Below are 25,440 nucleotides of genomic sequence, written 5' to 3'. Positions count from 1 at the left end.
CATTCGAAGGGGTGGCGAATGGTGGCGTTTGTGGAATCGCCCTCGCCAGACGGGTGATCGTAGGATTACTTTCAGTACACGAACCCTGGAAACGCACGCGCTCGCGGGTATGCCAAAGGCAAGGAGCTGTACCGTCCGGAGGGTCGCGTCCTGCGGACAGGAAGCATGAACTCGCGGCATTCTGATAGGGGTTCGCGTGGCAGAGAAGACGCGCAGGGCTTTAGCCGAATGGGGGCGTTCCAGTGAGCGGCAGTGGGGCTAGCGGTACGAGCGCCGGCAAGCGCCCCAACGAACAGCTGAGTTCGTGGTTCGTGCGGAGCGGCTGGTCGAAGGGCGAGCTGGCGCGCCAGGTCAACCGGCGGGCGCGCCAGCTCGGCGCGCACCACATCAGCACGGACACCTCCCGGGTCCGCCGCTGGCTCGACGGCGAGATGCCGCGCGAGCCCATCCCGCGCATCCTCTCCGAGCTGTTCTCCGAGCGGTTCGGCAGCGTCGTGGCGGTGGAGGACCTCGGGTTGCGCACCGCACACCAGTCCCCGTCCGTCTCCGGCGTCGACCTGCCCTGGGCCGGCCCCCAGACCGTCTCCCTGCTCAGCGAGTACTCGCGCAGCGACCTGATGCTGGCCCGCCGCGGCTTCCTCGGCACCTCCCTGATGCTGTCGGCCGGCCCCGCCCTCATCGAGCCCATGCAGCGCTGGCTGGTCCCCGCGCCGCCCGGCGAGTCCATCAACGTGGAGACCCCCGCCAACGCCCGGCGCCCCTCCCGGCTCTCCCCGCCCGAGCTCGACCTGCTGGAGACCACCACGGAGATGTTCCGCCAGTGGGACGCCCAGTGCGGCGGCGGACTGCGCCGCAAGGCCGTCGTCGGCCAGCTCCACGAGGTCACCGACCTCCTCCAGGAGCCCCAGCCCGAGGCCACCGCCCGCCGACTCTTCCGGGTCGCGGCCGAACTCGCGGAACTCGCCGGGTGGATGAGCTACGACGTGGGCCTCCAGCCCACCGCCCAGAAGTACTTCGTGCTCGCCCTGCACGCCGCCAAGGAGTGCGGCGACAAGCCCCTCGGGTCGTACATCCTGTCCTCGATGAGCCGCCAGATGATCCACCTCGGCCGCCCCGACGACGCCCTGGAACTCATCCACCTCGCGCAGTACGGCAGCCGTGACTGCGCCACCCCCCGCACCCAGGCGATGCTGTATGCGATGGAGGCGCGCGCGTACGCGAACATGGGCCAGCCCAGCAAGTGCAAGCGGGCCGTCCGGATGTCCGAGGACACCTTCGGTGACGCCGGGCTCGATGGCGAGCCGGAGCCCGACTGGATCCAGTTCTTCTCCGAGGCCGAGCTCAACGGCGAGAACGCCCACTCCTTCCGCGACCTCGCCTACGTGGCCGGCCGCAGCCCCACGTACGCGACGCTCGCCGAGCCCGTCATGGAGCGCGCGGTCGAGCTCTTCGGCAAGGACGAGATCCACCAGCGGTCGTACGCGCTGAACCTCATCGGCATGGCCACCGTCCACCTCCTCAAGCGCGAGCCCGAGCAGTCCACCGTGCTGGCCGGAGAGGCATTGAAGATCGCCAAGACGGTCCGCTCCGAGCGGGTCAACACCCGGCTGCGCAAGACCGTCGACACCGCCGTGCGGGACTTCGGGGACGTGGCCGAGGTCATCCAGTTCACCGACCTCCTCGGCCAGGAGCTCCCCGAGACCGCCGAGGCCGTCTGACCGCCCCGGGGCGCCGCCACGGCGGCATACAGAACGCCGGCCGCGACGCCCACCCCGGCACACTCCGACTCGGCTCCCCCCGCCAGGTCAACCGGGAGACGTCGCGGCCGGTCACCCGTGAGCGTGCACGGGGACGGCGACCGGCCCTCCTGGGGCGATGATCCGGCAGTTCATACCCGCGTAACACGCCCGACCTCTTCGTCACGGCGGCGAAACATCGAGCGGCATCGGCGGAAACCGCGCTGCGCCAACCTCATGGCGCATAACGGCCCACCCCTTCGCAGCCACTCGTTCGCCCCCGCACGGGCCGCCGTACCGACGACGAGGAGACGCCGATGCCCCCAGGCATCACGCTCGCAGCCGACACGCCTCAGCTGTCCAGCGCCAACACCGGATTCATGCTGATCTGCTCAGCGCTGGTGATGCTCATGACCCCCGGCCTGGCCTTCTTCTACGGAGGCATGGTCCGCGTCAAGAGCACACTCAACATGCTGATGATGAGCTTCATCAGCCTCGGGATCGTCACGATCCTGTGGGTGCTGTACGGCTTCAGCCTCAGCTTCGGCGAGTCCAACGGCTTCATCGGCTGGTCCAGGGACTACCTCGGGCTCAGCGGCATCGGCATCGTCCAGCTGTGGCCCGGCTACACCGTCCCGGTCTACGTCTTCGCGGTCTTCCAGCTGATGTTCGCCGTCATCACCCCCGCGCTGATCAGCGGCGCGCTCGCCGACCGCGTCAAATTCAGCGCCTGGGCGCTGTTCATCACCCTGTGGGTCACGGCCGTCTACTTCCCGGTCGCGCACTGGGTGTGGGCCTCCGACGGCTGGCTCTTCAAGAAGGGCGTCATCGACTTCGCGGGCGGCACCGCCGTGCACATCAACGCCGGAGCCGCGGCCCTCGGCGTCATCCTCGTCATCGGCAAGCGCGTCGGCTTCAAGAAGGACCCGATGCGGCCGCACAGCCTGCCGCTCGTCATGCTCGGAGCCGGGCTGCTGTGGTTCGGCTGGTTCGGCTTCAACGCCGGCTCCTGGCTCGGCAACGACGACGGCGTGGGCGCCGTGATGTTCGTCAACACCCAGGTCGCCACCGCCGCCGCCATGCTCGCCTGGCTCGGCTACGAGAAGCTCCGCCACGGCTCCTGCACCACCCTCGGCGCCGCCTCCGGCGCGGTCGCGGGCCTCGTCGCCATCACCCCCTCCGGCGGCTGCGTCAGCCCGCTCGGCGCGATCGCGGTCGGCGCCATCGCCGGTGTGCTGTGCGCCATGGCCGTCGGCCTCAAGTACCGCTTCGGCTACGACGACTCCCTCGACGTCGTCGGCGTCCACATGGTCGGCGGCATCGCCGGCTCCCTCCTCGTCGGCCTCTTCGCCACCGGCGGCGTACAGTCCGACGCCAAGGGCCTCTTCTACGGCGGCGGCCTCGACCAGCTCGGCAAGCAGGCCATCGGCGTCGGCGCGGTCCTCGGCTACTCGCTCGTCGTCTCCGCGGCCCTCGCCTTCCTGCTCGACAGGACGATGGGGATGCGGGTCGCCGAGGACGACGAGGTCTCGGGCATCGACCAGGTCGAGCACGCCGAGACGGCGTACGACTTCAGCGGCGCCGGCGGCGGCACCGCCGTCCGCTCGCACGCCCCGGCCCCCGGCGAGAAGGCAGCGCAGAACAAGAAGGTGGACGCATGAAGCTGATCACCGCGGTCGTCAAGCCGCATCGCCTGGACGAGATCAAGGAAGCCCTCCAGGCCTTCGGGGTCCACGGCCTCACGGTCACCGAGGCCAGCGGATACGGGCGCCAGCGCGGCCACACCGAGGTCTACCGCGGCGCCGAGTACACCGTCGACCTCGTCCCCAAGATCCGTATCGAGGTGCTGGTCGAGGACGACGACGCCGAGCAGCTGATCGACGTCGTGGTCAAGGCCGCCAGGACCGGGAAGATCGGCGACGGCAAGGTGTGGAGCGTCCCCGTGGAGACGGCGGTCAGGGTCCGCACCGGCGAACGTGGCCCCGACGCCCTGTGACGTGGCCCCCCGATTCGGTACGGACAGGAGCTGCCGGGTGACGAGCGCGGACGTCAGCACAGACACAGAGGACTCCGGATCCGGCGGCTACGCGGCGGCCCGGCTGCGCCTCCTCCAGCAGGAGGCGCGGTCCGGGCCGCCGCGCCGTGCCGCCCTGGCCGCACTCACCGACGACTGGCTGGCCCAGCTCTTCACCGGAGCCGCCCGCGCGGCCGGGGTGCGCGGCGCCGCCCTGGTGGCCGTCGGCGGCTACGGACGCGGCGAGCTGTCGCCCCGCAGCGACCTCGACCTGGTGCTCGTCCACGACGGCAGCGCGAGCGCCGGCGCCGTCTCCGCGCTCGCCGACGGCCTCTGGTACCCGGTGTGGGACCTGGGCCTGGCCCTCGACCACTCCGTGCGCACCCCCGCCGAGGCGCGCAGAGCCGCCGGCGCCGACCTCAAGGTGCACCTCGGCCTCCTGGACGCCCGCCACCTGGCAGGTGAGCAGAGCCTCACGGCCTCCCTGCGCACCACCGTCCTCGCCGACTGGCGCAACCTCGCCCCCAAACGGCTCCCCGAACTCGACGCGCTCTGCCGTGAACGGGCCGAACGCCAGGGCGAGTTGCCGTTCCTCCTCGAACCCGACCTCAAGGAGGCGCGCGGCGGGCTGCGGGACGCCACCGCCCTGCGCGCCGTCGCCGCGTCCTGGCTCGCGGACGCGCCCCGCGAGGGCCTGGACGAGGCCCGCCGGCGCCTCCTGGACGTCCGCGACGCCCTCCACCTGGTCACCGGCCGCGCCACCGACCGCCTCGCCCTCCAGGAACAGGACGCCGTCGCCGAGGCGCTCGGCGTGCTGGACGCGGACGTACTGCTGCGGCAGGTGTACGAGGCCGCGCGGACCATCGCGTACGCCAGTGACGTCACCTGGCGCGAGGTCGGGCGGGTCCTGCGCGCCCGCTCGGCCCGGCCCCGGCTGCGGAGCCTGCTGGGGGGACGCACGGCCGCCCCCGAGCGGACCCCGCTCGCCGAAGGCGTGGTCGAGCAGGACGGCGAGGTGGTGCTCGCGCTCGCCGCGAAACCCGAACGCGACCCGGTCCTGCCGCTGCGGGCCGCCGCGGCCGCCGCCCGCTCCGGGCTGCCGCTCTCCCTGCACGCGGTCCGCCGGCTCGCCGCCGCCGTCCGGCCGCTGCCCGTGCCCTGGCCCGCCGAGGCCCGCGAGGAACTGGTGACGCTGCTGGGCGCGGGCGAGTCCACCGTGCCCGTCTGGGAGGCGCTGGAGGCCGAGGGCCTGATCACCCGGCTGCTGCCCGACTGGGAGCGGGTGCGCTGCCGTCCGCAGCGCAACGCCGTGCACACCTGGACCGTCGACCGCCACCTGGTGGAGACGGCCGTACGCGCCTCCTCGCTCACCCGCCGCGTCCACCGCCCCGACCTGCTGCTCGTCGCGGCCCTGCTCCACGACATCGGCAAGGGCTGGCCGGGCGACCACAGCGTGGCGGGCGAGGTCATCGCGCGCGACGTGGCCGCCCGGATCGGCTTCGACAAGGACGACGTGGCCGTGGTCGCCACGCTCGTACGCCACCATCTGCTGCTCGTCGAGACCGCGACCCGACGCGACCTGGACGACCCCGCGACGGTACGGGCGGTGGCCGAGGCGGTCGGGACGGCCTCCACCCTCGAACTCCTGCACGCGCTCACCGAGGCGGACGCCCTCGCCACGGGCCCCGCGGCCTGGTCCGCCTGGCGCGGGTCGCTGGTGGCGGAGCTGGTGAAGCGGGCGGGGGCGGTGCTGGCGGGCGAGCCGGTGGACCCCGAGCCGCCCCTGGCCACGGCCGAGCAGGAGCGGCTCGCGATGGAGGCGCACCGCACGCGCGGGCCGGTCCTCGCGCTGCGCGCCCACCCGGAGGCGCCGGCCGACGACAGCGCCCGCGAGCCGCTCGGCGTCGAGCTGCTGATCGCCCTCCCGGACCAGCCCGGGGTGCTGCCGGCGGTGGCGGGCGTCCTGGCGATGCACCGGCTGACCGTACGGACGGCGGAGCTGAGGGCGATCGGGCTGCCGGACCCCCTGGCCGGGGAGATTCTCCTCCTGGACTGGCGGGTGGCGGCCGAATACGGCTCGCTCCCGCAGGCGGCCCGGCTCCGCGCCGACCTGGTCCGCGCCCTCGACGGCTCCCTGGACCTCCCGGCCCGCCTCGCCGAACGCGAGGCGGCCCGCCGCCGGGGCCCGGCCGTGCCCCCGCCCCGCGTCACCGTCGCCCCGGCGGCGTCCCGCCTGGCCACGGTGATCGAGGTCCGCGCCCAGGACGCGCCGGGCCTGCTGCACCGGATCGGCCGCGAACTGGACCGTGCGGGGGTACGGGTGCGGAGCGCGCACGTCTCGACGCTGGGGGGGAACGCGGTGGACGCGTTCTATGTGACGGACGGGGGAGGGGAGCCGCTGGGGGTGGGGGTGGCGGCGGGGGTGGCCCGGGGGGTGGAACGCGCCCTGGCCCCCCGGGGGGACTAGCCCCCACCCCGCCCCTTCCCTAAACCCTCCGGGGGCGAGCGGGGGACAAGGCCGTCCTCCCCTGCACCCCGCCCCGGGGCTCCGCCCCGAACCCGCTATGAGGCTCCGCCCCTGCCCCCCCAACGCGGGGCCTGCGGCCCCTGCACCCCGCTGCGGGGCTCCGCCTCCGGCCCTCGGGGTGGGGCCCCTGCCGTGGCTGTGCCCCCGCCCCCGCTGCGGGGCTCCGCCCCGGGCCCCGCTCCTCAAACGCCGGAGGGGCTGAATCGCTCCCGCCCGAGGCTCCGGGCTACAGCGGCCGCAAGTACCCAAGGGGCGCGGGGAACTGCGCGCCCAGCCCAAGACGACCCGCAGACGACAACCGAGCCCTGAGCACCCCAGGGCGTCCCACAGACGAAGACCGGGCCCTGCCCTCAAGGGGCGCGGGGAACTGCGCGAGCAACCCAAGACGTCCTGCGGACGACAACCGGGCCCTGAAGGGGCGCGGGGAACTGCGCGAGCAACCCAAGACGGCCCGCGGACGAAGACCGGGCCCAAAAGGCGCGCGCCCGCCCGCGGGCAAAAGGCGGCCCGCCGCACCCCCGCCCCCGGAGGGTTAAGGGAACGGGGCGGGGTGGGGAAAACCTCTCCCGGGATACCCTGGGGGGCGTTCACCCGACCGCCCTACGAGCCGAGGATCCGCGACCACCGTGTTCGACACCCTCTCCGACCGCCTCAGCGCGACATTCAAGAACCTCCGGGGCAAGGGCCGCCTGTCCGAGGCGGACATCGACGCCACGGCTCGCGAGATCCGTATCGCCCTGCTCGAGGCCGACGTCGCCCTGCCCGTCGTCCGCGCCTTCATCAAGCAGGTCAAGGAGCGCGCGTCCGGCGCCGAGGTCTCCCAGGCGCTCAACCCCGCCCAGCAGGTCGTCAAGATCGTCAACGAGGAGCTCATCACCATCCTCGGTGGTGAGACCCGCCGACTGCGGTTCGCCAAGACCGCCCCGACGGTCATCATGCTCGCCGGCCTCCAGGGCGCCGGTAAGACGACGCTCGCCGGAAAGCTCGGCCACTGGCTGAAGGGCCAGGGCCACGCGCCCCTGCTCGTCGCCTGCGACCTCCAGCGGCCGAACGCCGTCAACCAGCTCTCCGTCGTCGCCGAGCGCGCGGGCGTCGCCGTCTACGCGCCGGAGCCCGGCAACGGCGTCGGCGACCCGGTCAAGGTCGCCCAGGACTCCATCGAGTACGCCCGGTCGAAGCAGTACGACGTGGTCGTCGTCGACACCGCCGGCCGCCTCGGCATCGACCAGGAGATGATGCGGCAGGCCGCGGACATCCGCGACGCCGTCAAGCCCGACGAGATCCTCTTCGTCGTCGACGCCATGATCGGCCAGGACGCGGTCAACACCGCCGAGGCCTTCCGCGACGGCGTCGGCTTCGACGGCGTGGTGCTCTCCAAGCTCGACGGCGACGCCCGCGGCGGCGCCGCGCTCTCCATCGCGCACGTCACCGGCAAGCAGATCATGTTCGCCTCCAACGGCGAGAAGCTCGACGACTTCGACGCGTTCCACCCGGACCGCATGGCGTCGCGCATCCTCGACATGGGTGACCTGCTCACCCTGATCGAGCAGGCGGAGAAGACGTTCAGCCAAGAAGAGGCCGAGAAGATGGCCTCCAAGCTGGCGTCGAAGAAGGGCCAGGACTTCACGCTCGACGACTTCCTGGCGCAGATGGAGCAGGTCCGCAAGATGGGCTCCATCTCCAAGCTGCTCGGCATGCTGCCCGGCATGGGGCAGATCAAGGACCAGATCAACAACATCGACGAGCGCGACGTGGACCGCACCGCCGCGATCATCAAGTCGATGACCCCGGCCGAGCGCCACGACCCGACCATCCTCAACGGCTCCCGCCGCGCCCGTATCGCCAAGGGCTCCGGTGTGGAGGTCAGCGCGGTCAAGAACCTCGTCGAGCGGTTCTTCGAGGCCCGCAAGATGATGTCGCGGATGGCCCAGGGCGGCGGCATGCCCGGTATGCCCGGCATCCCGGGCATGGGTGGCGGACCCGGCCGCCAGAAGAAGCAGCAGAAGCAGGCCAAGGGCAAGCGCAAGAGCGGCAACCCGCTGAAGCGCAAGGCCGAGGAAGAGGCCGCCGCCGCCCGCCGCGAGCAGGGCCCCCAGGCACTGCCCGGCGCCGCCCAGGTCCCGCAGGACTTCGAACTGCCCGACGCCTTCAAGAAGTTCATGGGCTGATCGGCTCGCCCCTCCCGACGAGGACGCGTACGTCCTTATAAGGAAGAAGAGGGCCAGTTGTGAGGAAGAGAGGGTCCGCTGTCGTACCGCAGCGGACCCTCTCTCGTTCCCCGGCCCCTTCGGCCCACCCGGAATGCCCCGCTCCGCCCGCTCTTCGATAATCGCCGTACCGGCCAGAGGAGAGCAGCGTGCCCAGTCCCGTCCCCCCACGCGATCGCACCGACCAGCCGTGGCGCTCCGAGGGCGCGCCCCCGCCGCCCCCGCCGAAGCGGAAGATGCCCGGGGGCTGGGGCGGCCTCGTCCTCACCGCACTCGTCGTCTACCTGATCACCAATCTGATCCTGTCGTTCTTCGACGGGGCCAACGAGCCGACCCTGTCGTACACCGAGTTCAGCAGGCAGGTCGCCGCCGGCAACGTGGAGAAGATCTACTCCAAGGGCGACGCCATCCAGGGGCAGCTCAAGAGCTCCCAGACCGTGCCCGGCGGCAGCGACACGTACACGAAGTTCACCACCCAGCGGCCCACCTTCGCCGACGACGACCTGTGGGCGCAGCTGACCAAGCAGAAGGTCACCGTCACCGCCCAGCCGGTCGTCGAGCACCGCAGCTTCCTGGCCAACCTGCTGATCTCGCTCGCCCCGATGCTCCTGCTCGTCGTCCTGTGGCTGTTCATCGCGCGGCGGATGAGCGCCCGGATGGGCGGTGGGATGCTGGGCCGCAAGGCGCCGCCCAAACCGGTCGAGCTGACCGAGGACAAACGGACCACGTTCGAGGACGTGGCCGGCATCGACGAGGTCGAGGGCGAGCTCAACGACGTCGTGGACTTCCTCAAGAACCCCGCCGACTACCGCAGGATGGGCGCCCGCATGCCCGGCGGCGTCCTGCTCGCGGGCCCGCCCGGCACCGGCAAGACCCTGCTCGCGCGGGCCGTTGCGGGCGAGGCGGGCGTGCCGTTCTTCTCCGCGTCGGCGTCCGAGTTCATCGAGATGATCGTCGGCGTGGGAGCCTCGCGGGTACGCGAACTGTTCGCCGAGGCACGCAAGGTGGCCCCCTCGATCATCTTCATCGACGAGATCGACACCATCGGACGGGCCCGCAGCGCCGGCGCCGGAATGGGCGGCCACGACGAGCGCGAGCAGACGCTCAACCAGATCCTCACCGAGATGGACGGCTTCTCCGGATCCGAGGGCGTCGTCGTCATCGCCGCCACCAACCGGGCCGACGTCCTGGACCCGGCGCTCACCCGGCCCGGCAGATTCGACCGGATCGTGCAGGTCAGCCCGCCCGACCGGGGTGGCCGCGAGTCCATCCTGAAGATCCACACCCGGGAGATCCCGATGGCCCGGGACGTGGACCTCGCCCAGCTGGCCCGCACCACCCCCGGCATGACCGGCGCCGAACTCGCCAACCTCGCCAACGAGGCCGCCCTGCTCGCCGTCAAGCGCCGCCAGAGCGAGGTCACCCAGTCCGACCTCTCCGACGCCCTGGAGAAGGTCCAGCTCGGCGCCGAACGGCCGCTGGTGATGCCCGAGGAGGAGCGCCGCCGCACCGCCTACCACGAGAGCGGCCACGCCCTGCTCGGCATGCTCCAGCCCGGCGCCGACCCCGTCCGCAAGATCACCATCGTGCCCCGGGGACGGGCGCTCGGCGTGACCCTGTCCACCCCGGACGCCGACAGGTACGCGTACACCGAGGACTATCTGCGCGGCCGCATCATCGGCGCGCTCGGCGGCATGGCGGCCGAGCACATCGTCTTCGACGTGATCACCACCGGCGCCGAGAACGACCTCGAACAGGTCACCAACCTGGCCCGCGGCATGGTCGCCCGGTGGGGCATGAGCAAGAAGATCGGCCCCCTCACCGCCCTGCCCGGCGACTCCCAGCAGGCGTACGGGCTCGCCGCCGCCCCCGAGACCCTGGACGCCATCGCCACCGAGATGCGCCGGATCGTCGACGAGTGCTACGCCGAGGCGTGCCGACTGCTGCGCGAACACCGCCACCGGCTCGACGCGCTCGCCGAGGCGCTGCTGAAGAACGAGACGCTGGAGGAGGAGGCCGCCTACCGCGCGGCGGGCATCGCGCGCGCGGCCGGGGCCGACCTCTGAACGCCCCGGGGACTCAGGGCGTCCGGGCGATCAGATAGCGGAACACGTTCGCCATCCACACCGTGCCGTCCGCGCGCAGATGCGGATGCAGCGCCTCCGTCAGCTCCTTCTCGACCTGGACCTGGTCGGTGGCCCGGGCCGCCGCGTCGAACAGGCCCGTCGAGAGCAGCCCGCGCACCGCGCTGTCGATGTCCGCGTAGCCGAAGGGGCACGCCACCCGCCCCGACCCGTCGGGGCGCAGACCGGCCCGCGACGCCAGGTCCTCCAGATCGTCGCGCAGGCTCGGCCGCCAGCGCGGGGAGTCGGTGAGCCGGGCCGCCACCCGCAGCACGCCCGAGGTCGCACACCGCTCCGGCGGACCCCAGCCCGCCAGCACCACCGTGCCACCGCGCTCGGCGAGCCCCACCGCGGCCTCCAGCGCCGGCCCGAGGCCGTCCGCGTCGCCCGCCGCACAGCCCACCGGCTCGAACGCCGTCACCAGGTCGTAGCGGGCCGCCGACGCGTCGGCGGCGGCCTCCGGGCCGCCCTCCAGGAGGCGGGCCCCGTCACGGCCCCACACCCCCTCCGGGCGCAGCCGCTCACGCGCCAGCGCGAGCCGCTCCGACCGGGTGTCGACACCCGTCACGCGCGCGCCGCGCGTGGCCGCCATCAACAGGGCGAGCCCGGAGCCGCAGCCCAGGCCGAGCAGCCGGGTGGCGGCTCCCACCTCCAGCCGCTCGTACACCGCTTCGTAGAGCGGTACCAGCATCCGCTCCTGGATCTCCGCCCAGTCGCGCGCGCGGGCATACGCCTGCGCGGGCGGGGCCGAGGCCGCGGGGGACTGGTGCCGGACGAGCGTAGGTGTCATGGAAAGCGCCCCAATCCGCAGAAGAGGTCAGCTGTGCGCTGATGGAAAGCCCCCGTGCACGTGCGGTCGCACTCCCCCCGTATGCCAGGGAACTCCGCATCCGCCATCCCGTCCAGAGGGAGGGCGATTCACGTTCGGGGCCACCGGGCCCGTACCATTCGCGCCATGGCAAAGGCACCCGTTCTCACGCCCCAGGCGGAAGACTTCCCCCGCTGGTACCAGGATCTGATCAACAAGGCCGAGCTCGCGGACAACGGTCCGGTGCGCGGCACCATGGTGATCCGACCGTACGGCTACGGCCTGTGGGAGCGGATGCAGCAGGAGATGGACGCACGCATCAAGGACGCCGGCGCCCAGAACGCGTACTTCCCGCTGTTCATCCCCCAGTCTTACCTGACTCGCGAGGCTGAGCACGTCGAGGGCTTCGCGCCCGAGCTCGCGGTGGTCACGCACGGTGGCGGCAAGGAGCTCGAAGAGCCCGTCGTGGTGCGCCCCACCTCCGAGACGATCATCAACGACTACTTCTCCAAGTGGGTGCAGAGCTACCGCGACCTGCCCCTGCTCATCAACCAGTGGGCCAACGTGGTCCGTTGGGAGATGCGCCCGCGCGTCTTCCTCCGTACGAGTGAGTTCCTCTGGCAGGAGGGCCACACCGCACACGCCTCCTACGAGGACGCCCGCGACTACGCGGCGCGCATCCACAAGGACGTCTACGCGGACTTCATGGTCAACGTCCTGGGCATCGACGTCGTCCTGGGCCGCAAGACGGCCAAGGAGCGGTTCGCCGGCGCCATCAACACCCTCACGCTCGAAGGCATGATGGGCGACGGCAAGGCCCTCCAGCTGGGCACCAGCCACGAGCTCGGCACCAACTTCGCCAAGGCCTTCAACACCCAGTACCTCTCCAAGGAAGGCAAGCAGGAGCTGGTCTGGCAGACCTCGTGGGGCGTCTCCACCCGCATGGTCGGCGGTCTGATCATGTCGCACGGCGACGACAACGGCCTGCGGGTGCCGCCGCGCCTCGCGCACGTCCAGGTCGTCGTCATGGCGATCAAGGGCGACGAGGCCGTCACCAAGGTCCGCGAGATCGGCGCCCGCCTCAAGGCGCTCGGCATCCGCGTCCAGGTCGACGACCGCGTGGACACCCCCTTCGGCCGCCGCGCGGTCGACTGGGAGCTCAAGGGCGTGCCCGTACGCGTCGAGGTCGGTCCGCGCGACCTGGAGGCCGGCACCGCGATGCTCGCCCGCCGCATCCCCGGCGGCAAGGAGCCCGTCTCCCTCGACGCGCTCGGCGAACTGCTGCCCAAGGTGCTGGAGGAGGACCAGGCGCAGCTGCTGCGCGAGTCCCGCGAGCGCCGCGAGTCCCGCACCAGCGACGTGACCACCCTCGAAGAGGCCGCCGAGGCGGCCACCGCGGGCGGCTGGGCGCGCATCCCCTGGGCCACGCTCGGCGCCGCGGGCGAGGCCAAGCTCGCCGAACAGGCCGTGTCCGTACGGTGTCTGGTCACCGAGGACGGGTCGGTCCCCGAGACCGACGACGCACCCGGTACCGTCGCCATCGTCGCCCGCTCCTACTGAGCGGCCCGCGGCCTGTTCCGGTCGGCCGAAAACGCCTCTTGCGTACCGGCCGGATCCTGGAATCCCGGCGCGTGGACATCATCTACGCGCCGGGGCGTACGCGCCGCTACGTACTACCTTGGTGCGAGCTGTGAGGCTTCTCCGCAGATCAGCGCACCCGCCCTCGTCCGGACGCATCAACGGCAACTGACGGGTACGTGCAAATTATTTGGGATGCCCCGGAATAGGAACACCGGGGCACTCCGGCTCGTTGTCACGACGTGAGCACGACACCACCTGTTCTCGCCGCAGAGCTGGCGCAGGCGTGGGCCGACATTCAGCGGTACCACCCCGAGCTGCCTGACCTTGCCGCGCCCGAATCCCTGATCGGAGAGTCGTCGTCCGCCTGCGGCGCCGCACTCTCCTTCGAGCGACTGCTCCACGAGGCAGTCCACGGCATTGCCGCCGCCCGGGGTGTCCGCGACACATCCCGGGCCGGGCGGTACCACAACCGCAGATTCCTGGCCATCGCCGAGGAGCTCGGCCTCGACCATCCCGAGGAACCGCACCCCAGCAGCGGCTTCTCCCTGGTCGCGCTGAACCCCGAGGCGAGGCGCCGCTACCGGCCGACCATCGAACGGCTCCAGCGGGCCCTCAAGGCGCACACCGTGGCCACCGCGGCCGACACCAAGCGCTCCTTCCGGGGCCCGGCCGCACGGCACGGATCCTCGGGCGGCGGCGTCCGCGTCAAGGCCGTCTGCGACTGCGGCCGCAACGTGCGCGTCGTCCCCTCCGTGCTCGCCCAGGCGCCGATCGTCTGCGGCGGCTGCGGCAAGCCCTTCCGCATCCCCGAGGTCGTGGCCGCGGCGAGCTGATCCGGGACCGGCCGCCCGACGGGGGCGGCGCGGGCCGTCAGGCGCGGACACACACGGGTGTGCCGCTGTGCCGCCGTGCAGCCCGGGGGTGCCCCACGGACCCCCGGCGTGCCCGGCGCCGGCATGTGGCACAATGGACAGCTGTACTCGACAGCCGCACAGGAACCCTCTCGCCTCCGGCTGACGCGTCCATCGGGCACTTTGAGTACCGCAACCCCACGTGGCATCCCGTTGTGCCCAACCACGTCAAGACCAGGAGACACCACTCCAGTGGCAGTCAAGATCAAGCTCAAGCGCCTCGGCAAGATTCGCCAGCCGCACTACCGCATCGTCGTCGCCGACGCCCGCACCCGCCGTGACGGTCGCGCGATCGAAGAGATCGGTATCTACCACCCGACGTACAACCCGTCGCGCATCGAGGTCAACGCCGAGCGTGCGCAGTACTGGCTGTCGGTCGGCGCCCAGCCCACCGAGGCCGTCCTCGCCATCCTGAAGCTCACCGGTGACTGGCAGGCGCACAAGGGCCTCCCGGCCCCCGCGCCGCTGCTCCAGCCGGAGACCAAGGAGAGCAAGCGCCGCTCCTTCGACGAGTTCGCCAAGGCTCTCGAGGGCGACGACACCAAGGGTGAGGCCATCACCCCCAAGGCCAAGAAGGCTGACAAGAAGGCGGACGAGGCTCCGGCCGACGCCGCCGAGTCGACCGAGGCCTGAGCATGCTCGAGGAGGCTCTTGAGCACCTCGTGAAGGGCATCGTCGACAACCCCGACGACGTGCAGGTCGCCTCGCGCGCCCTGCGCAAGGGGCGCGTGCTGGAGGTCCGGGTCCACCCCGACGACCTCGGCAAGGTGATCGGCCGCAACGGCCGCACCGCCCGCGCCCTGCGTACCGTCGTGGGCGCCATCGGTGGCCGTGGGATCCGCGTCGACCTCGTCGACGTGGACCAGGTCCACTGACAAAGTTGGTTGTTTTACCAGATGCGCCGGCTCGGGCCGGGGAGGGCCACGCGCCCTCCCCGGCCCGCAGTCGTCTGTACAGCCGGAATCCCGAGGGCTGTAGCCACCGAAACACCGTAGGCATCCGACAGGAAAGTTGAACGACGTGCAGCTGGTAGTCGCGCGGATCGGCCGCGCCCACGGCATCAAGGGCGAGGTCACCGTGGAGGTGCGCACCGACGAGCCGGAGCTGCGGCTCGCCCCCGGTGCCGTACTGGCCACCGACCCGGCCTCCACCGGACCGCTCACCATCGAGACCGGCCGCGTCCACAGCGGCCGCCTGCTGCTGCGCTTCGAGGGCGTACGCGACCGGACCGGCGCCGAGGCCCTGCGCAACACGCTGCTCATCGCCGACGTCGACCCCGAAGAGCGCCCCGAGGAAGACGACGAGTACTACGACCACCAGCTCATCGACCTCGACGTCGTCCTCGCCGACGGCACCGAGGTCGGCCGGATCACCGAGATCTCGCACCTGCCGTCCCAGGACCTGTTCATCGTGGAGCGGCCCGACGGCACCGAGGTCATGATCCCGTTCGTCGGGGAGATCGTCACCGAGATCGACCTCGACGAGCAGCGCGCGGTCATCGACCCGCCGCCCGGCCTGATCGACGACCGCGCGGAGATCGCCTCCGGCCGCGACGAGACCGAGGACGACGGGCCCGAGGGCGACCACACCGACGGGGACGAGACCGAGACCGACGGGGCCCGGAACTGATGCGGCTCGACGTCGTCACGATCTTCCCCGAGTACCTGGAGCCGCTGAACGTCTCCCTCGTCGGCAAGGCACGCGCGCGTGGACAACTCGACGTCCACGTACACGACCTGCGGCAGTGGACCCACGACCGGCACAACACGGTCGACGACACCCCCTACGGCGGCGGCCCCGGCATGGTCATGAAGACCGAGCCCTGGGGCGCCTGCCTCGACGACGCACTGGCCGACGGCTACGAGGCGGGGGCGCACCGCCCCGTCATGGTCGTCCCCACCCCCAGCGGACGGCCCTTCACCCAGGAACTCGCCGTCGAACTCTCCCAGAAGCCCTGGCTGATCTTCACGCCCGCGCGCTACGAGGGCATCGACCGCCGCGTCATGGACGAGTACGCCACCCGGATCCCGGTGTACGAGGTCTCCATCGGCGACTACGTCCTCGCGGGCGGGGAGGCCGCCGTCCTGGTGGTCACCGAGGCCGTGGCCCGGCTGCTGCCCGGCGTCCTCGGCAACGCCGAGTCCCACCGCGACGACTCCTTCGCCCCCGGCGCCATGGCCAACCTCCTCGAAGGGCCCGTCTACACCAAGCCCCCCGAGTGGCGCGGACGCGGCATCCCGGACGTCCTGCTCAGCGGCCACCACGGCAAGATCGCCCGCTGGCGCCGGGACGAGGCGTTCCGCCGCACCGCCGAGAACCGGCCCGACCTGATCGAGCGCTGCGACCCCTCCGCCTTCGACAAGAAGGACCGCGAAGTGCTGTCCATCCTCGGCTGGGCCCCCGAGCCCGGCGGCCGATTTTGGCGCAGGCCGCAGGACGTGGAAGAATAAGCCGCTGCTGTACGCCCGGCCCATGCCCCTGCCACAGGGGGAAGGGCAATGCGTTCCCCGCGCACGCGGGAGTCGCCCCACGGCGGTCCGGCCGCGGACAGCACCTCGAACCCCATCACGAATTCCGCTGATGACCTGTGGCATCGGCGAGGAAGCAGAAGAACATGGCCAGCCTGCTCGACTCCGTCAACGCCGCGACGCTGCGCAGCGACGTCCCGGCCTTCCGCCCGGGTGACACCGTCAACGTCCACGTCCGCGTGATCGAGGGCAACCGCTCCCGTATCCAGCAGTTCAAGGGCGTTGTCATCCGCCGCCAGGGCGCCGGCGTCTCCGAGACCTTCACGGTCCGCAAGGTCTCCTTCTCCGTCGGCGTCGAGCGCACCTTCCCGGTGAACTCCCCGATCTTCGAGAAGATCGAGCTCGTCACCCGCGGTGACGTCCGCCGCGCGAAGCTGTACTACCTGCGCGAGCTCCGCGGCAAGGCCGCGAAGATCAAGGAGAAGCGCGACAACTGAGCTCCGGCTCGGCGGTGAGCTGCGGCCCACCACGCGCGCGTAACGGGTCCACAGGCCGGGCGGATAGGCTCAGCCCCCGATGGACACCGAAGCACAGCACACGGAGCGCGACCTCCCCTCCACCCCTCAGCCGGGGCCGGAGCGGAGGTCGCGCTCCGCGCGTTTTCCCGCCCTCGCCGGCCACCTGGAAGGGCCCTGGCGCAAGAGCGCCGCCCTGCTCGCCGTCTGCCTGCTCTTCCTGCTGCTGCTCAGCCACTTCGTCATGCAGCCCTTCCTCATCCCCAGCGGCTCCATGGAGCCCACCCTGAAGGTGGGCGACCGGGTCATGGTCAACAAGCTGGCGTACCGGTCCGGCGGCCGGCCGGCCCGCGGTGACGTCGTCGTCTTCGACGGCCGCGGCTCGTTCACGGACGAGCCCCCCGAGGGGAACCCGGTGGGCAGGGCCCTTCGTTCAGCGGTGGCGGCCCTGGGCCTGAGGGAACCGGCCGGGAACGTGTACGTGAAGCGGGTCGTCGGAGTGGGCGGGGACCGGATCGTGTGCTGCGACAAGGGCGGGAGGATCCAGGTGAACGGGACACCGGTGACCGAGGAGTACGTGTACCCGGGCGACGCCCCCTCCCAGGTGCCGTTCGACATCGTGGTGCCCGACGGCACCCTGTTCGTCCTGGGCGACCACCGCTCCCGCTCCAGCGACTCCCGCGACCACCTGGGCTCGCCGGGCGGCGGCATGGTGCCGGTGGACCACGTGGTGGGCCGGGCCGACTGGATCGGCTGGCCGCTGGGCCGCTGGTCGGGGATCGACGGCTCCGGCGCCTTCGCGCGCGTGCCCGCACCGGGCGGCGCCCATGGGTAGCCGCGGACGCCCGCGCTCCTCGGCACCCCGGCCGGCGGACGAGCCGCTGCCCACGGGCACGCGGCCGACCTCGCGCGCGGCAGCGCGGGGGGCCAGGGGCGGTACGGGACGCGGCGACCTGCCGGGTGCGTCCCGTCGCCGCGGCAGGCCGGCCGAGGAGTCCGGGACCGACCCGCTCACCGACCCGCTCACCGACCCGCTCACCGACCCCTTCGCCGCCTCCGGACCGCCCACGGGGTACGCGACGGGCCCCGTGGGCCTCGCGGACCCGGCCGGCCCCGAGGAGCTCGTCCCGCCCGCCGGCGCCGTACCGGCGCCCGCCCCCGCCCCTGCCCGCCCGCCCGGCCGCCGGGCCCAGCAGGGCCGGGCCGACCGGCGCAGGCTCGCCCGCAAGGTGAAGCGGCGCAGACGCCGGTCCGCGGTCAAGGAGATACCCCTGCTCGTCGGAGTGGCGGTGCTCATCGCCCTCGTACTGAAGACGTTCCTCGTCCAGGCCTTCGTGATCCCCTCCGGCTCCATGCAGGAGACGATCACCATCGGCGACCGGGTGCTTGTCGACAAGCTGACGCCCTGGTTCGGCTCCCGGCCGCACCGCGGCGACGTGGTCGTCTTCAAAGACCCCGGCGGCTGGCTGAAGGACGAGAAGAAGACCACCGGCGGCAGCGACCCCGTCGTCGTCAAACAGGTCAAACAAGCCCTGACCTTCATCGGCCTGCTGCCCTCCGACAACGAGCAGGACCTCATCAAACGGGTCGTCGCGGTCGGCGGCGACACGGTGAAGTGCTGCGACGGCAGCGGCAGGGTCATGGTCAACGGAACGCCCCTGGACGAGCCCTACGTCCATCCCGGCAACCCGCCCTCGGAGATCACCTTCGAGGTGAAGGTGCCCGAGGGGCGGCTCTTCGTGATGGGCGACCACCGCTCGAATTCGGCCGATTCCCGCTTCCACCTCGACGAGCCGTACCACGGCACCGTCTCCGAGGACGGGGTCATCGGACGGGCCGTCCTGATCGGCTGGCCCTTCGACCACTGGCGGTGGCTGGAGGAGCCCGGGACATTCGGCTCGGTGCCGGACGCGCCCGGCAGGTCGGACACCGCACTCGGCACGTCGCATAGGGTGTCCTCCCGGGATCCGGCTGCGGATCCCGGCAGATCACGTGAAGTCGCAGTACATACATCGATATCGGATGACCCGAAATCGAACGAAGCGATCCGGCTCCCGAGCCCTGCGGAACTCCCGCTCGTTATGGGAGTGGTGGGCCTGCGTCTGGCACGGCGCGGGCGGTGGCACGGAGTGAGGAGTGGATGTGGGGGATTTGGCGGTCGGCGCACGATCCGGACACGACGAGCCCGAGGAGCGGCCGGACGGGCCCGCCGACTCTCCCGCACAGGCTCAGGCCGGCGGCGGCGGTGGCGGCACCGTTGACGGCGGCTCGGGAGGTGACGGCGAGCCGGGCGACGGCTCGGACCGCGCCCCCAGGAAGCAGCGCTCCTTCTGGAAGGAGCTGCCGCTGCTCATCGGCATCGCGCTGATCCTCGCGCTGCTGATCAAGACCTTCCTGGTGCAGGCCTTCTCGATCCCCTCGGACTCGATGCAGGACACCCTCCAGCGCGGTGACCGGGTCCTGGTGGACAAGCTGACGCCGTGGTTCGGCTCCACGCCCGAGCGCGGCGAGGTCGTCGTCTTCCACGACCCGGGCGGCTGGCTGGAGGACCAGAAGCCGGCCGAGCCCAACGCCGCGCAGAAGTTCCTCAGCTTCATCGGCCTGATGCCGTCCGCCGAGGAGAAGGACCTGATCAAGCGGGTCATCGCGACCGGCGGCGACACCGTGGAGTGCAAGAAGGGCGGCCCGGTCAAGGTCAACGGCAAGGCCCTGAACGAGCCGTACATCTACCCCGGCGACAGCGCCTGCGACGACATGCCCTTCGGCCCGATCAAGATCCCCAAGGGCCGGATCTGGGTGATGGGCGACCACCGGCAGAACTCGCTGGACTCCCGCTACCACCAGGAGCTGCCCGGCGGCGGCACGGTCTCCGACGACAAGGTCGTCGGCCGCGCCTTCACCATCGCCTGGCCCCTCAACCGCATCGACTGGCTCGGCATCCCGGGCACCTTCGACCAGAAGGGCCTCAACGGCATGGCCTCGACGGCCCCCGTGGCGGCGGGGCTCGCGGGCGCGGTGCCGATCGTGCTGTGGCGCCGGCGCCGGCTCACCCGCCCGAGTGACGCGAACGAGGGCACCGACCTCACCCGCGAGGGCTGACCGCGCGGATACCGCCGGGTAGGGTGCCGTCCCAGATCGTCGATCTCCGGAGCCCGCGCAGGACGCGGGCGACCGGGGGAGGAGCACTGGGATGAGCGCGACAGGACGCAACGACGACGGCCGCGGCCGCGGTCTCGGCCATCTGCTGTCGGGACTGGCCGTGGCCGTCGGCTGTGTGCTCTTCCTCGGCGGATTCGCCTGGGGCGCCGTCGAGTACAAGCCGTACACGGTGCCGACCCAGTCCATGAACCCCACCGTCAAGGCGGGCGACCGGGTCCTCGCCCAGCGCATCGACGGCGCCGACGTCAAGCGCGGCGACGTGGTGATCTTCAAGGACAAGGCCTGGGGCAACGTCCCCATGGTCAAGCGCGTCGTCGGCATAGGCGGCGACACGGTCACCTGCTGCGACCGGGGCGGCAAGCTCACCGTCAACGGCCGCGAGATCGACGAACCGTATCTGCACGACACGGCCGCCTCCACGACCAAGTTCCACGCCACCGTCCCCAAGGACCAGCTCTTCCTCCTGGGCGACGAACGCGACGTCTCGCTGGACTCCCGGGTGCACCTGGAGGACGCGGCGAACGGCTCCGTGCCGCGCTCCGCCGTCAGCGCGCGCGTGGACGCCGTGGCATGGCCGCTGGGCGGCATGCTGGAGCGTCCGACGGGCTTCAAGACCCTCCCGGGCGGCATCTCCCGGCCCGGCCCGCTGACGCTGGTGGTGGGCGCGGTGATCGCCGGAGCCGTACTGATCGTGGTGGGGGCCGCGTACGGGCCGCTGGCACGGCGGTTCGGGCGGCGCACGATGGGGGCCGGTGCCGGTGCGCGCTGAGGGCGGAGGGCCCGGGGACCCCGCGGAGCCCGGGCCGGGCGAGGCGGTGCGGGAGTTCCGCAAGGTCGCCCGGGTCGTCCTGCTCGATCCGCAGGACCGCATCCTCCTGATGCACGGATACGAACCGGACGACCCCGCCAAAACCTGGTGGTTCACCCCGGGCGGCGGCCTGGAGGGCGACGAGACGCGGGAAGAGGCCGCGCTGCGCGAACTGGCCGAGGAGACCGGGATCACCGAGGTGCGACTCGGTCCGGTGCTGTGGCGCCGGATGTGCTCGTTCCCCTTCGACGGCCGCCGCTGGAACCAGGACGAGTGGTACTTCCTCGCCCGTACCACCCAGACCGAGGCCGCGCCGACGGGCCTCACCGAGCTGGAACGACGCAGTACCACGGGGCTGAGGTGGTGGACCTCCGCCGAACTGTCGGCGGCCCGTGAGACGGTGTACCCGACCAGACTCGCCGAGCTGCTGCGCACGCTGCTCGACGAGGGTCCTCCGCTGACGCCGGTGGTCCTGGCTCCGGAAATCGTCCAGGGGCCCGGGGGGCTGACGCACAATAGGGGGACGCACGGCTGAAGGGGAACATGCCATGAGCGCCGAGGACCTCGAAAAGTACGAGACCGAGATGGAGCTGAAGCTCTACCGGGAGTACCGCGACGTCGTCGGTCTGTTCAAATACGTGATCGAGACCGAGCGGCGTTTCTACCTCACCAACGACTATGAGATGCAGGTGCACTCGGTCCAGGGCGAGGTGTTCTTCGAGGTGTCGATGGCCGATGCCTGGGTCTGGGACATGTACAGGCCGGCCCGGTTCGTGAAGCAGGTCCGGGTCCTCACGTTCAAGGACGTGAACATCGAGGAGCTAAACAAGAGCGATCTGGAGCTTCCGGGGGGCTGAGGCTGAACTGGGCCGATGGGCTCGGCCTGACGGTCCGACCGGGAGGCGGGACGGCCGACCCGCCTGGGCGCCCCTCCCCGCCTGGGCGCCCCTCCCCGGCTGAGTTTGCCGATTCCGTCGTGCTTTAGCCGGAGCCGGAGCCGGAGCCGGAGCCGGAGCCGTCAACGGATCGCGGAGATTCCCCCTCGCGGGTGGCCGGGTTTTCCACAACGGCCCGGTTGTCCACCAAGATCCACAAGGTGGCGGCGGGTGCGTGACAGTCGGTGCCGGAGGTGGTGCCGAGATGAACGCACGAGGAGCGCTCGGACAGTACGGCGAAGACGTGGCGGCCCGAATGCTGGCCGACGCCGGAATGACCGTGGTCGCCCGCAACTGGCGGAGCGGCCGGACCGGAGAGATCGACATCGTCGCCCGCGACGGCGACGTCCTGGTGGTCTGCGAGGTCAAGACCCGCAGAGCGGGCAGCCCGTTCGCACACCCCATGGCGGCCGTCACCCCCGCCAAGGCCGAGCGGCTCAGGCACCTCGCCGAGCGATGGCTCACCGACCACGGAGGACCACCGCACGGCGGCGTCCGCATCGACCTCGTCGGCGTCGTCCTGCCCCGCCGCGGCGCACCCCGAGCCGAGCACGTCCGGGGGGTGGCGTAGATGGGATTCGCCCGCACCTGCTCGGTGGCGCTCGTCGGCGTCGAGGGCGTCGTCGTGGAAGTCCAGGCCGACCTCGAACCCGGCGTCGCCGCCTTCACCCTCGTCGGCCTCCCCGACAAGAGCCTCAGCGAAAGCCGCGACCGCGTCCGGGCCGCCGTCGTCAACTCCGGCGGCGACTGGCCCCAGAAGAAACTCACCGTCGGCCTCAGCCCCGCCTCCGTCCCCAAGAGCGGCAGCGGCTTCGATTTGGCCGTCGCCTGCGCGGTCCTCGGCGCCGCCGAACGCATCGACCCCAGAGAACTCGCCGACCTGGTCATGATCGGCGAACTCGGACTCGACGGCCGGGTCCGCCCCGTGCGCGGCATCCTGCCCGCCGTCCTCGCCGCCGCCGAAGCCGGATACGAGCAGGTGGTCGTCCCCGAACAGACCGCCGCCGAGGCGTCCCTCGTCCCCGGCATCTCCGTCCTCGGCGTCCGCAGCCTGCGCCAGCTCATCGCCGTCCTCACCGACGAACCCGTCCCCCAGGAGGAACCCGACCAAGAGGGCCGACCCGACTCCATGCTCGCCGGACTCGTCGTCCCCGGCGCCGGCGTCGGCACGGGCCTCTCCGTCGACGCCGACACCAGCCCGCCCGACCTCGCCGACGTCGCCGGCCAGCGCACCGCCCGAACAGCCCTGGAAGTCGCCGCCGCCGGCGGCCACCACCTGCTGCTGTACGGACCGCCGGGCGCAGGCAAGACCATGCTGGCCGAACGCCTCCCCGGCATCCTGCCGCCGCTCACCCGCCAGGAGTCCCTCGAAGTCACCGCCATCCACTCGGTCGCCGGAATCCTGCCCCCCGGCAAACCCCTCGTCCACAAAGCCCCCTACTGCGCACCCCACCACTCGGCGACCATGCAGTCCCTCATCGGCGGAGGCAACGGCCTGCCACGACCCGGCGCCGTCTCCCTCGCCCACCGCGGCGTCCTGTTCCTCGACGAAGCACCCGAATTCACCGGCAAGGCCCTCGACTCGCTGCGCCAGCCGCTGGAAGCCGGACACGTCGTCGTGGCCCGCAGCGCCGGCGTCGTCCGCCTCCCCGCCCGCTTCCTCATGGTCCTCGCCGCCAACCCCTGCCCCTGCGGCCGCCATACCCTCCACGGCGCCGGCTGCGAATGCCCCCCGTCCGTCATCCGCCGCTACCAGGCCCGACTCTCCGGCCCCCTCCTGGACCGCGTCGACCTGCGCGTCGAAGCCGAACCCGTCCGGCGCGAGGACCTCCTCGCCCAGGGCGGCCGCGGCGAAACCAGCGCCCAGGTCGCCGAACGCGTCCTGACCGCCCGGGAACGCGCCGCCACCCGCCTCCAGGGCACCCCCTGGACCACCAACAGCGAAGTCCCCGGCCACGAGCTGCGCACCCGCTGGGTCACGGCCCCCGGCGCCCTCGCCGCCGCCGAAAGGGACATGGAACGCGGCCTGCTGACCGCACGGGGCCTCGACCGCGTCCTGCGCGTCGCCTGGACCCTCGCCGACCTCTGCGGCGACGACCGCCCCGACGACACCCACATCGGCCTCGCCCTGGAACTCCGCACCGGCATCTCCAGGGGCGCGCCCCTGCCCGTGGGAGGCGCGGGATGAGCGGGGGAGCGCCGGACACGGGGGAGGGGACCGGTCCCGGGGGTGTCTCCCGCGTGGCCGGGGACGGTCAGGTGCTCGGGACTGGTCCCGCGAGCGTGTCCCGCGCGGCCGGGGACGGTCAGGCGCTCGGGGCCGGTCCTGGGGGTGTGTCTCACGCGGTGGGGCACGACCACGTGCTCGGGGCCGGTCCCGGGGGTGTGTCCCGCCTGGCCGGGGACGGTCAGGCGCCCGGCCGCCCGGCCGAAGCACCCGAGCGGCTCGCGCGGGCGGCACTGACCAGGATCATCGAGCCGGGGGACGAGCGTGGAGGCCAATGGCTGCGCAAGTACGGAGCCGTGGAGCTGCTACGGCGTCTCACCTCCCCGGAAGACCCCGACGACCCCCTCACCGGAGTGAGCGCCGCCCGCCTCGCCGGGTACCGCAGACGCGCGGCGAACGTCGACCCCGAGCGCGACCTGACCACCCTTGCCACGCTCGGCGGCCGGTTCGTCTGCCCAGGGGACCACGAATGGCCCGGCCAACTCGACGACCTCGGCGACGGCCGCCCCCTCGGCCTCTGGCTCCGCGGCCCCGCCGACCTGCGACTATGGGCGCTCAGATCCGTCGCCGTCGTCGGCGCGCGAGCCTGTACGCCCTACGGCGCCCACATGGGCGCCACCCTCGGCGCCGGCCTCGCCGAAAAAGGCTGGGTCGTCGTCTCCGGAGCCGCCGCCGGCGTGGACGGCGCCGCCCACCGCGGCGCCCTGGCAGCAGGCGGCGCCACCATCGCCGTCCTCGCCAGCGGAGTCGACGTCGTCTACCCCCGCGCCCACACCGAGTTGATCGGCCGCATCGCCCAACAGGGCGTTCTCGTAGCCGAGTTACCGCCCGGCGACCACCCCACCCCCAGCCGGTTCGTCCTCCGCAACCGCGTCATCGCCGCTCTCACCCGGGGAACCGTCGTCGTCGAAGCCGAATACCGCAGCGGCTCCCTCGTCACCGCCCGCAACGCCCAACGGCTCGGCCGCCACACCATGGGCGTACCCGGCCCCGCCACCAGCGGCCTCTCCGCCGGAGTCCACGAACTGCTGCGCGGCGAAGCCGCACTCGTCACCGACGCCGACGAAATCATCGAACTCGTCGGAGAAATGGGCGACCTGGCCCCCGTCCGCCGAGGCCCCGTCCTGCCCCGGGACCTCCTCGCCCCCGCCGCCGCACGCGTACTCGACGCACTACCCGCCCACGGCAACCTCGCCCTACCGGACATCGCCCGTGAGGCGGCAACGACTCCGGAGGAAGCCCTCGGCAGGCTGTACGAACTGCACTCCCTGGGCTTCGTCGAACGCGAAGAGGACGACTGGCGGTTGGCGTCAAGCCCGCTCACCACCCCCAGCACGCGGCGAGGCGGTGCTTGACCTGGAGCATTCGGGTGAAAAGGTAAGGCCGATGACCACCGACGGCCGCCCACCGCCGCTTTCGGG

The 25,440-nt window shown here is 72.0% G+C and carries 23 protein-coding genes; 22 read left to right on the top strand and 1 reads right to left on the bottom strand.

Annotated elements, in window-relative coordinates; all coding sequences use genetic code 11:
• Nucleotides 1-242: 242 nt before the first annotated feature.
• The 6 genes from nsdA to ftsH all read left to right on the top strand — a co-directional run bounded on the left by nsdA (nucleotide 243) and on the right by ftsH (nucleotide 10,550).
• A complete protein-coding gene (gene nsdA, locus AC069K_RS04675) occupies nucleotides 243-1,718 on the top strand; it encodes a transcriptional repressor NsdA (protein ID WP_358833522.1) in 1,476 nt (491 codons plus the stop codon).
• 335 nt (nucleotides 1,719-2,053) lie between these two features.
• A complete protein-coding gene (locus AC069K_RS04670) occupies nucleotides 2,054-3,397 on the top strand; it encodes an ammonium transporter (protein ID WP_478612115.1) in 1,344 nt (447 codons plus the stop codon).
• Nucleotides 3,394-3,732, top strand: coding sequence for a P-II family nitrogen regulator (locus tag AC069K_RS04665; RefSeq protein ID WP_004924863.1), 339 nt, complete (start codon nucleotides 3,394-3,396; stop codon nucleotides 3,730-3,732). Before AC069K_RS04670 ends, AC069K_RS04665 begins: the two co-directional genes overlap by 4 nt.
• A 37-nt stretch (nucleotides 3,733-3,769) precedes the next feature.
• Nucleotides 3,770-6,217, top strand: coding sequence for a [protein-PII] uridylyltransferase (locus AC069K_RS04660; protein WP_478612113.1), 2,448 nt, complete (start codon nucleotides 3,770-3,772; stop codon nucleotides 6,215-6,217).
• 686 nt (nucleotides 6,218-6,903) lie between these two features.
• Nucleotides 6,904-8,445: a signal recognition particle protein gene (ffh, locus tag AC069K_RS04655; protein ID WP_365107087.1), complete on the top strand. Its 1,542-nt coding sequence runs from the start codon at nucleotides 6,904-6,906 to the stop codon at nucleotides 8,443-8,445.
• Nucleotides 8,446-8,633: 188 nt separating this feature from the next.
• Nucleotides 8,634-10,550 carry an ATP-dependent zinc metalloprotease FtsH gene (gene ftsH, locus AC069K_RS04650; RefSeq protein ID WP_478612110.1) on the top strand — a complete coding sequence of 639 codons (1,917 nt, stop codon included), beginning with the start codon at nucleotides 8,634-8,636 and terminating at the stop codon, nucleotides 10,548-10,550.
• A gap of 13 nt (nucleotides 10,551-10,563) precedes the next feature.
• On the opposite strand, the gene AC069K_RS04645 is transcribed toward ftsH, so the two are convergent.
• Nucleotides 10,564-11,397 carry a methyltransferase domain-containing protein gene (locus AC069K_RS04645; RefSeq protein WP_365107092.1) on the bottom strand — a complete coding sequence of 278 codons (834 nt, stop codon included), beginning with the start codon at nucleotides 11,395-11,397 and terminating at the stop codon, nucleotides 10,564-10,566.
• A 165-nt stretch (nucleotides 11,398-11,562) separates the two neighbouring features.
• On the opposite strand from AC069K_RS04645, the gene proS reads away from it, so the two are divergent.
• From proS to dprA, 16 genes are all read left to right on the top strand, one after another.
• The gene (gene proS, locus AC069K_RS04640) at nucleotides 11,563-12,975 is read left to right on the top strand and encodes a proline--tRNA ligase (RefSeq protein ID WP_478612108.1); all 1,413 of its coding nucleotides are present in this window, start codon (nucleotides 11,563-11,565) and stop codon (nucleotides 12,973-12,975) included.
• A gap of 260 nt (nucleotides 12,976-13,235) precedes the next feature.
• The gene (locus tag AC069K_RS04635) at nucleotides 13,236-13,829 is read left to right on the top strand and encodes a hypothetical protein (protein WP_365107098.1); all 594 of its coding nucleotides are present in this window, start codon (nucleotides 13,236-13,238) and stop codon (nucleotides 13,827-13,829) included.
• Between the two features lie 270 nt (nucleotides 13,830-14,099).
• Complete coding sequence (rpsP, locus tag AC069K_RS04630) at nucleotides 14,100-14,540, top strand: 30S ribosomal protein S16 (protein WP_358835125.1); 441 nt, start codon at nucleotides 14,100-14,102, stop codon at nucleotides 14,538-14,540.
• A 2-nt stretch (nucleotides 14,541-14,542) separates the two neighbouring features.
• Entirely contained in the window at nucleotides 14,543-14,782 is a 240-nt protein-coding gene (locus tag AC069K_RS04625; RefSeq protein WP_358835126.1) for an RNA-binding protein, read from the top strand.
• A 145-nt stretch (nucleotides 14,783-14,927) separates the two neighbouring features.
• Nucleotides 14,928-15,536: a ribosome maturation factor RimM gene (gene rimM, locus AC069K_RS04620; RefSeq protein WP_478612104.1), complete on the top strand. Its 609-nt coding sequence runs from the start codon at nucleotides 14,928-14,930 to the stop codon at nucleotides 15,534-15,536.
• Complete coding sequence (trmD, locus tag AC069K_RS04615) at nucleotides 15,536-16,357, top strand: tRNA (guanosine(37)-N1)-methyltransferase TrmD (RefSeq protein WP_478612102.1); 822 nt, start codon at nucleotides 15,536-15,538, stop codon at nucleotides 16,355-16,357. Before rimM ends, trmD begins: the two co-directional genes overlap by 1 nt.
• 164 nt (nucleotides 16,358-16,521) lie before the next feature.
• Nucleotides 16,522-16,872 carry a 50S ribosomal protein L19 gene (gene rplS, locus AC069K_RS04610; protein WP_358835129.1) on the top strand — a complete coding sequence of 117 codons (351 nt, stop codon included), beginning with the start codon at nucleotides 16,522-16,524 and terminating at the stop codon, nucleotides 16,870-16,872.
• A 79-nt stretch (nucleotides 16,873-16,951) separates the two neighbouring features.
• Entirely contained in the window at nucleotides 16,952-17,725 is a 774-nt protein-coding gene (gene lepB / locus AC069K_RS04605; RefSeq protein WP_365107105.1) for a signal peptidase I, read from the top strand.
• On the top strand, nucleotides 17,718-19,151 hold the full coding sequence (gene lepB, locus AC069K_RS04600; protein WP_478612099.1) for a signal peptidase I: 1,434 nt from the start codon (nucleotides 17,718-17,720) through the stop codon (nucleotides 19,149-19,151). The genes lepB (AC069K_RS04605) and lepB (AC069K_RS04600) overlap by 8 nt, the downstream gene beginning before the upstream one ends.
• Complete coding sequence (gene lepB / locus AC069K_RS04595) at nucleotides 19,042-19,989, top strand: signal peptidase I (protein ID WP_365107143.1); 948 nt, start codon at nucleotides 19,042-19,044, stop codon at nucleotides 19,987-19,989. Before lepB (AC069K_RS04600) ends, lepB (AC069K_RS04595) begins: the two co-directional genes overlap by 110 nt.
• Before the next feature lie 91 nt (nucleotides 19,990-20,080).
• Nucleotides 20,081-20,818, top strand: a complete 738-nt coding sequence (gene lepB / locus AC069K_RS04590; RefSeq protein WP_478612097.1) for a signal peptidase I — start codon at nucleotides 20,081-20,083, stop codon at nucleotides 20,816-20,818.
• A complete protein-coding gene (locus tag AC069K_RS04585) occupies nucleotides 20,808-21,392 on the top strand; it encodes an NUDIX hydrolase (protein WP_478613272.1) in 585 nt (194 codons plus the stop codon). Before lepB (AC069K_RS04590) ends, AC069K_RS04585 begins: the two co-directional genes overlap by 11 nt.
• A gap of 13 nt (nucleotides 21,393-21,405) precedes the next feature.
• The gene (locus AC069K_RS04580; RefSeq protein ID WP_003965949.1) at nucleotides 21,406-21,714 is read left to right on the top strand and encodes a DUF2469 domain-containing protein; all 309 of its coding nucleotides are present in this window, start codon (nucleotides 21,406-21,408) and stop codon (nucleotides 21,712-21,714) included.
• Nucleotides 21,715-21,967: 253 nt separating this feature from the next.
• On the top strand, nucleotides 21,968-22,363 hold the full coding sequence (locus AC069K_RS04575; RefSeq protein WP_478612095.1) for a YraN family protein: 396 nt from the start codon (nucleotides 21,968-21,970) through the stop codon (nucleotides 22,361-22,363).
• The gene (locus AC069K_RS04570; protein ID WP_358835135.1) at nucleotides 22,364-23,980 is read left to right on the top strand and encodes a YifB family Mg chelatase-like AAA ATPase; all 1,617 of its coding nucleotides are present in this window, start codon (nucleotides 22,364-22,366) and stop codon (nucleotides 23,978-23,980) included.
• A gap of 158 nt (nucleotides 23,981-24,138) precedes the next feature.
• Complete coding sequence (gene dprA / locus AC069K_RS04565; protein ID WP_478612092.1) at nucleotides 24,139-25,374, top strand: DNA-processing protein DprA; 1,236 nt, start codon at nucleotides 24,139-24,141, stop codon at nucleotides 25,372-25,374.
• Nucleotides 25,375-25,440 lie beyond the last annotated feature (66 nt).

It is taken from the genome of Streptomyces sp. NPDC043908, assembly GCF_056435525.1.
This window is presented reverse-complemented; position numbering and strand designations above follow the sequence as displayed.

What these genes read in the sequence shown, in the direction of transcription:
- AC069K_RS04670 (WP_478612115.1), top strand. Translation starts at nt 2,054, where the DNA reads ATGCCCCCAGGCATCACGCTCGCAGCCGACACGCCTCAGCTGTCCAGC.
- AC069K_RS04665 (WP_004924863.1), top strand. Translation starts at nt 3,394, where the DNA reads ATGAAGCTGATCACCGCGGTCGTCAAGCCGCATCGCCTGGACGAGATC.
- AC069K_RS04645 (WP_365107092.1), bottom strand. Translation starts at nt 11,397, where the DNA reads ATGACACCTACGCTCGTCCGGCACCAGTCCCCCGCGGCCTCGGCCCCG.
- proS (WP_478612108.1), top strand. Translation starts at nt 11,563, where the DNA reads ATGGCAAAGGCACCCGTTCTCACGCCCCAGGCGGAAGACTTCCCCCGC.
- AC069K_RS04625 (WP_358835126.1), top strand. Translation starts at nt 14,543, where the DNA reads ATGCTCGAGGAGGCTCTTGAGCACCTCGTGAAGGGCATCGTCGACAAC.
- trmD (WP_478612102.1), top strand. Translation starts at nt 15,536, where the DNA reads ATGCGGCTCGACGTCGTCACGATCTTCCCCGAGTACCTGGAGCCGCTG.
- rplS (WP_358835129.1), top strand. Translation starts at nt 16,522, where the DNA reads ATGGCCAGCCTGCTCGACTCCGTCAACGCCGCGACGCTGCGCAGCGAC.
- lepB (WP_365107105.1), top strand. Translation starts at nt 16,952, where the DNA reads ATGGACACCGAAGCACAGCACACGGAGCGCGACCTCCCCTCCACCCCT.
- lepB (WP_478612099.1), top strand. Translation starts at nt 17,718, where the DNA reads ATGGGTAGCCGCGGACGCCCGCGCTCCTCGGCACCCCGGCCGGCGGAC.
- lepB (WP_478612097.1), top strand. Translation starts at nt 20,081, where the DNA reads ATGAGCGCGACAGGACGCAACGACGACGGCCGCGGCCGCGGTCTCGGC.
- AC069K_RS04580 (WP_003965949.1), top strand. Translation starts at nt 21,406, where the DNA reads ATGAGCGCCGAGGACCTCGAAAAGTACGAGACCGAGATGGAGCTGAAG.
- AC069K_RS04570 (WP_358835135.1), top strand. Translation starts at nt 22,364, where the DNA reads ATGGGATTCGCCCGCACCTGCTCGGTGGCGCTCGTCGGCGTCGAGGGC.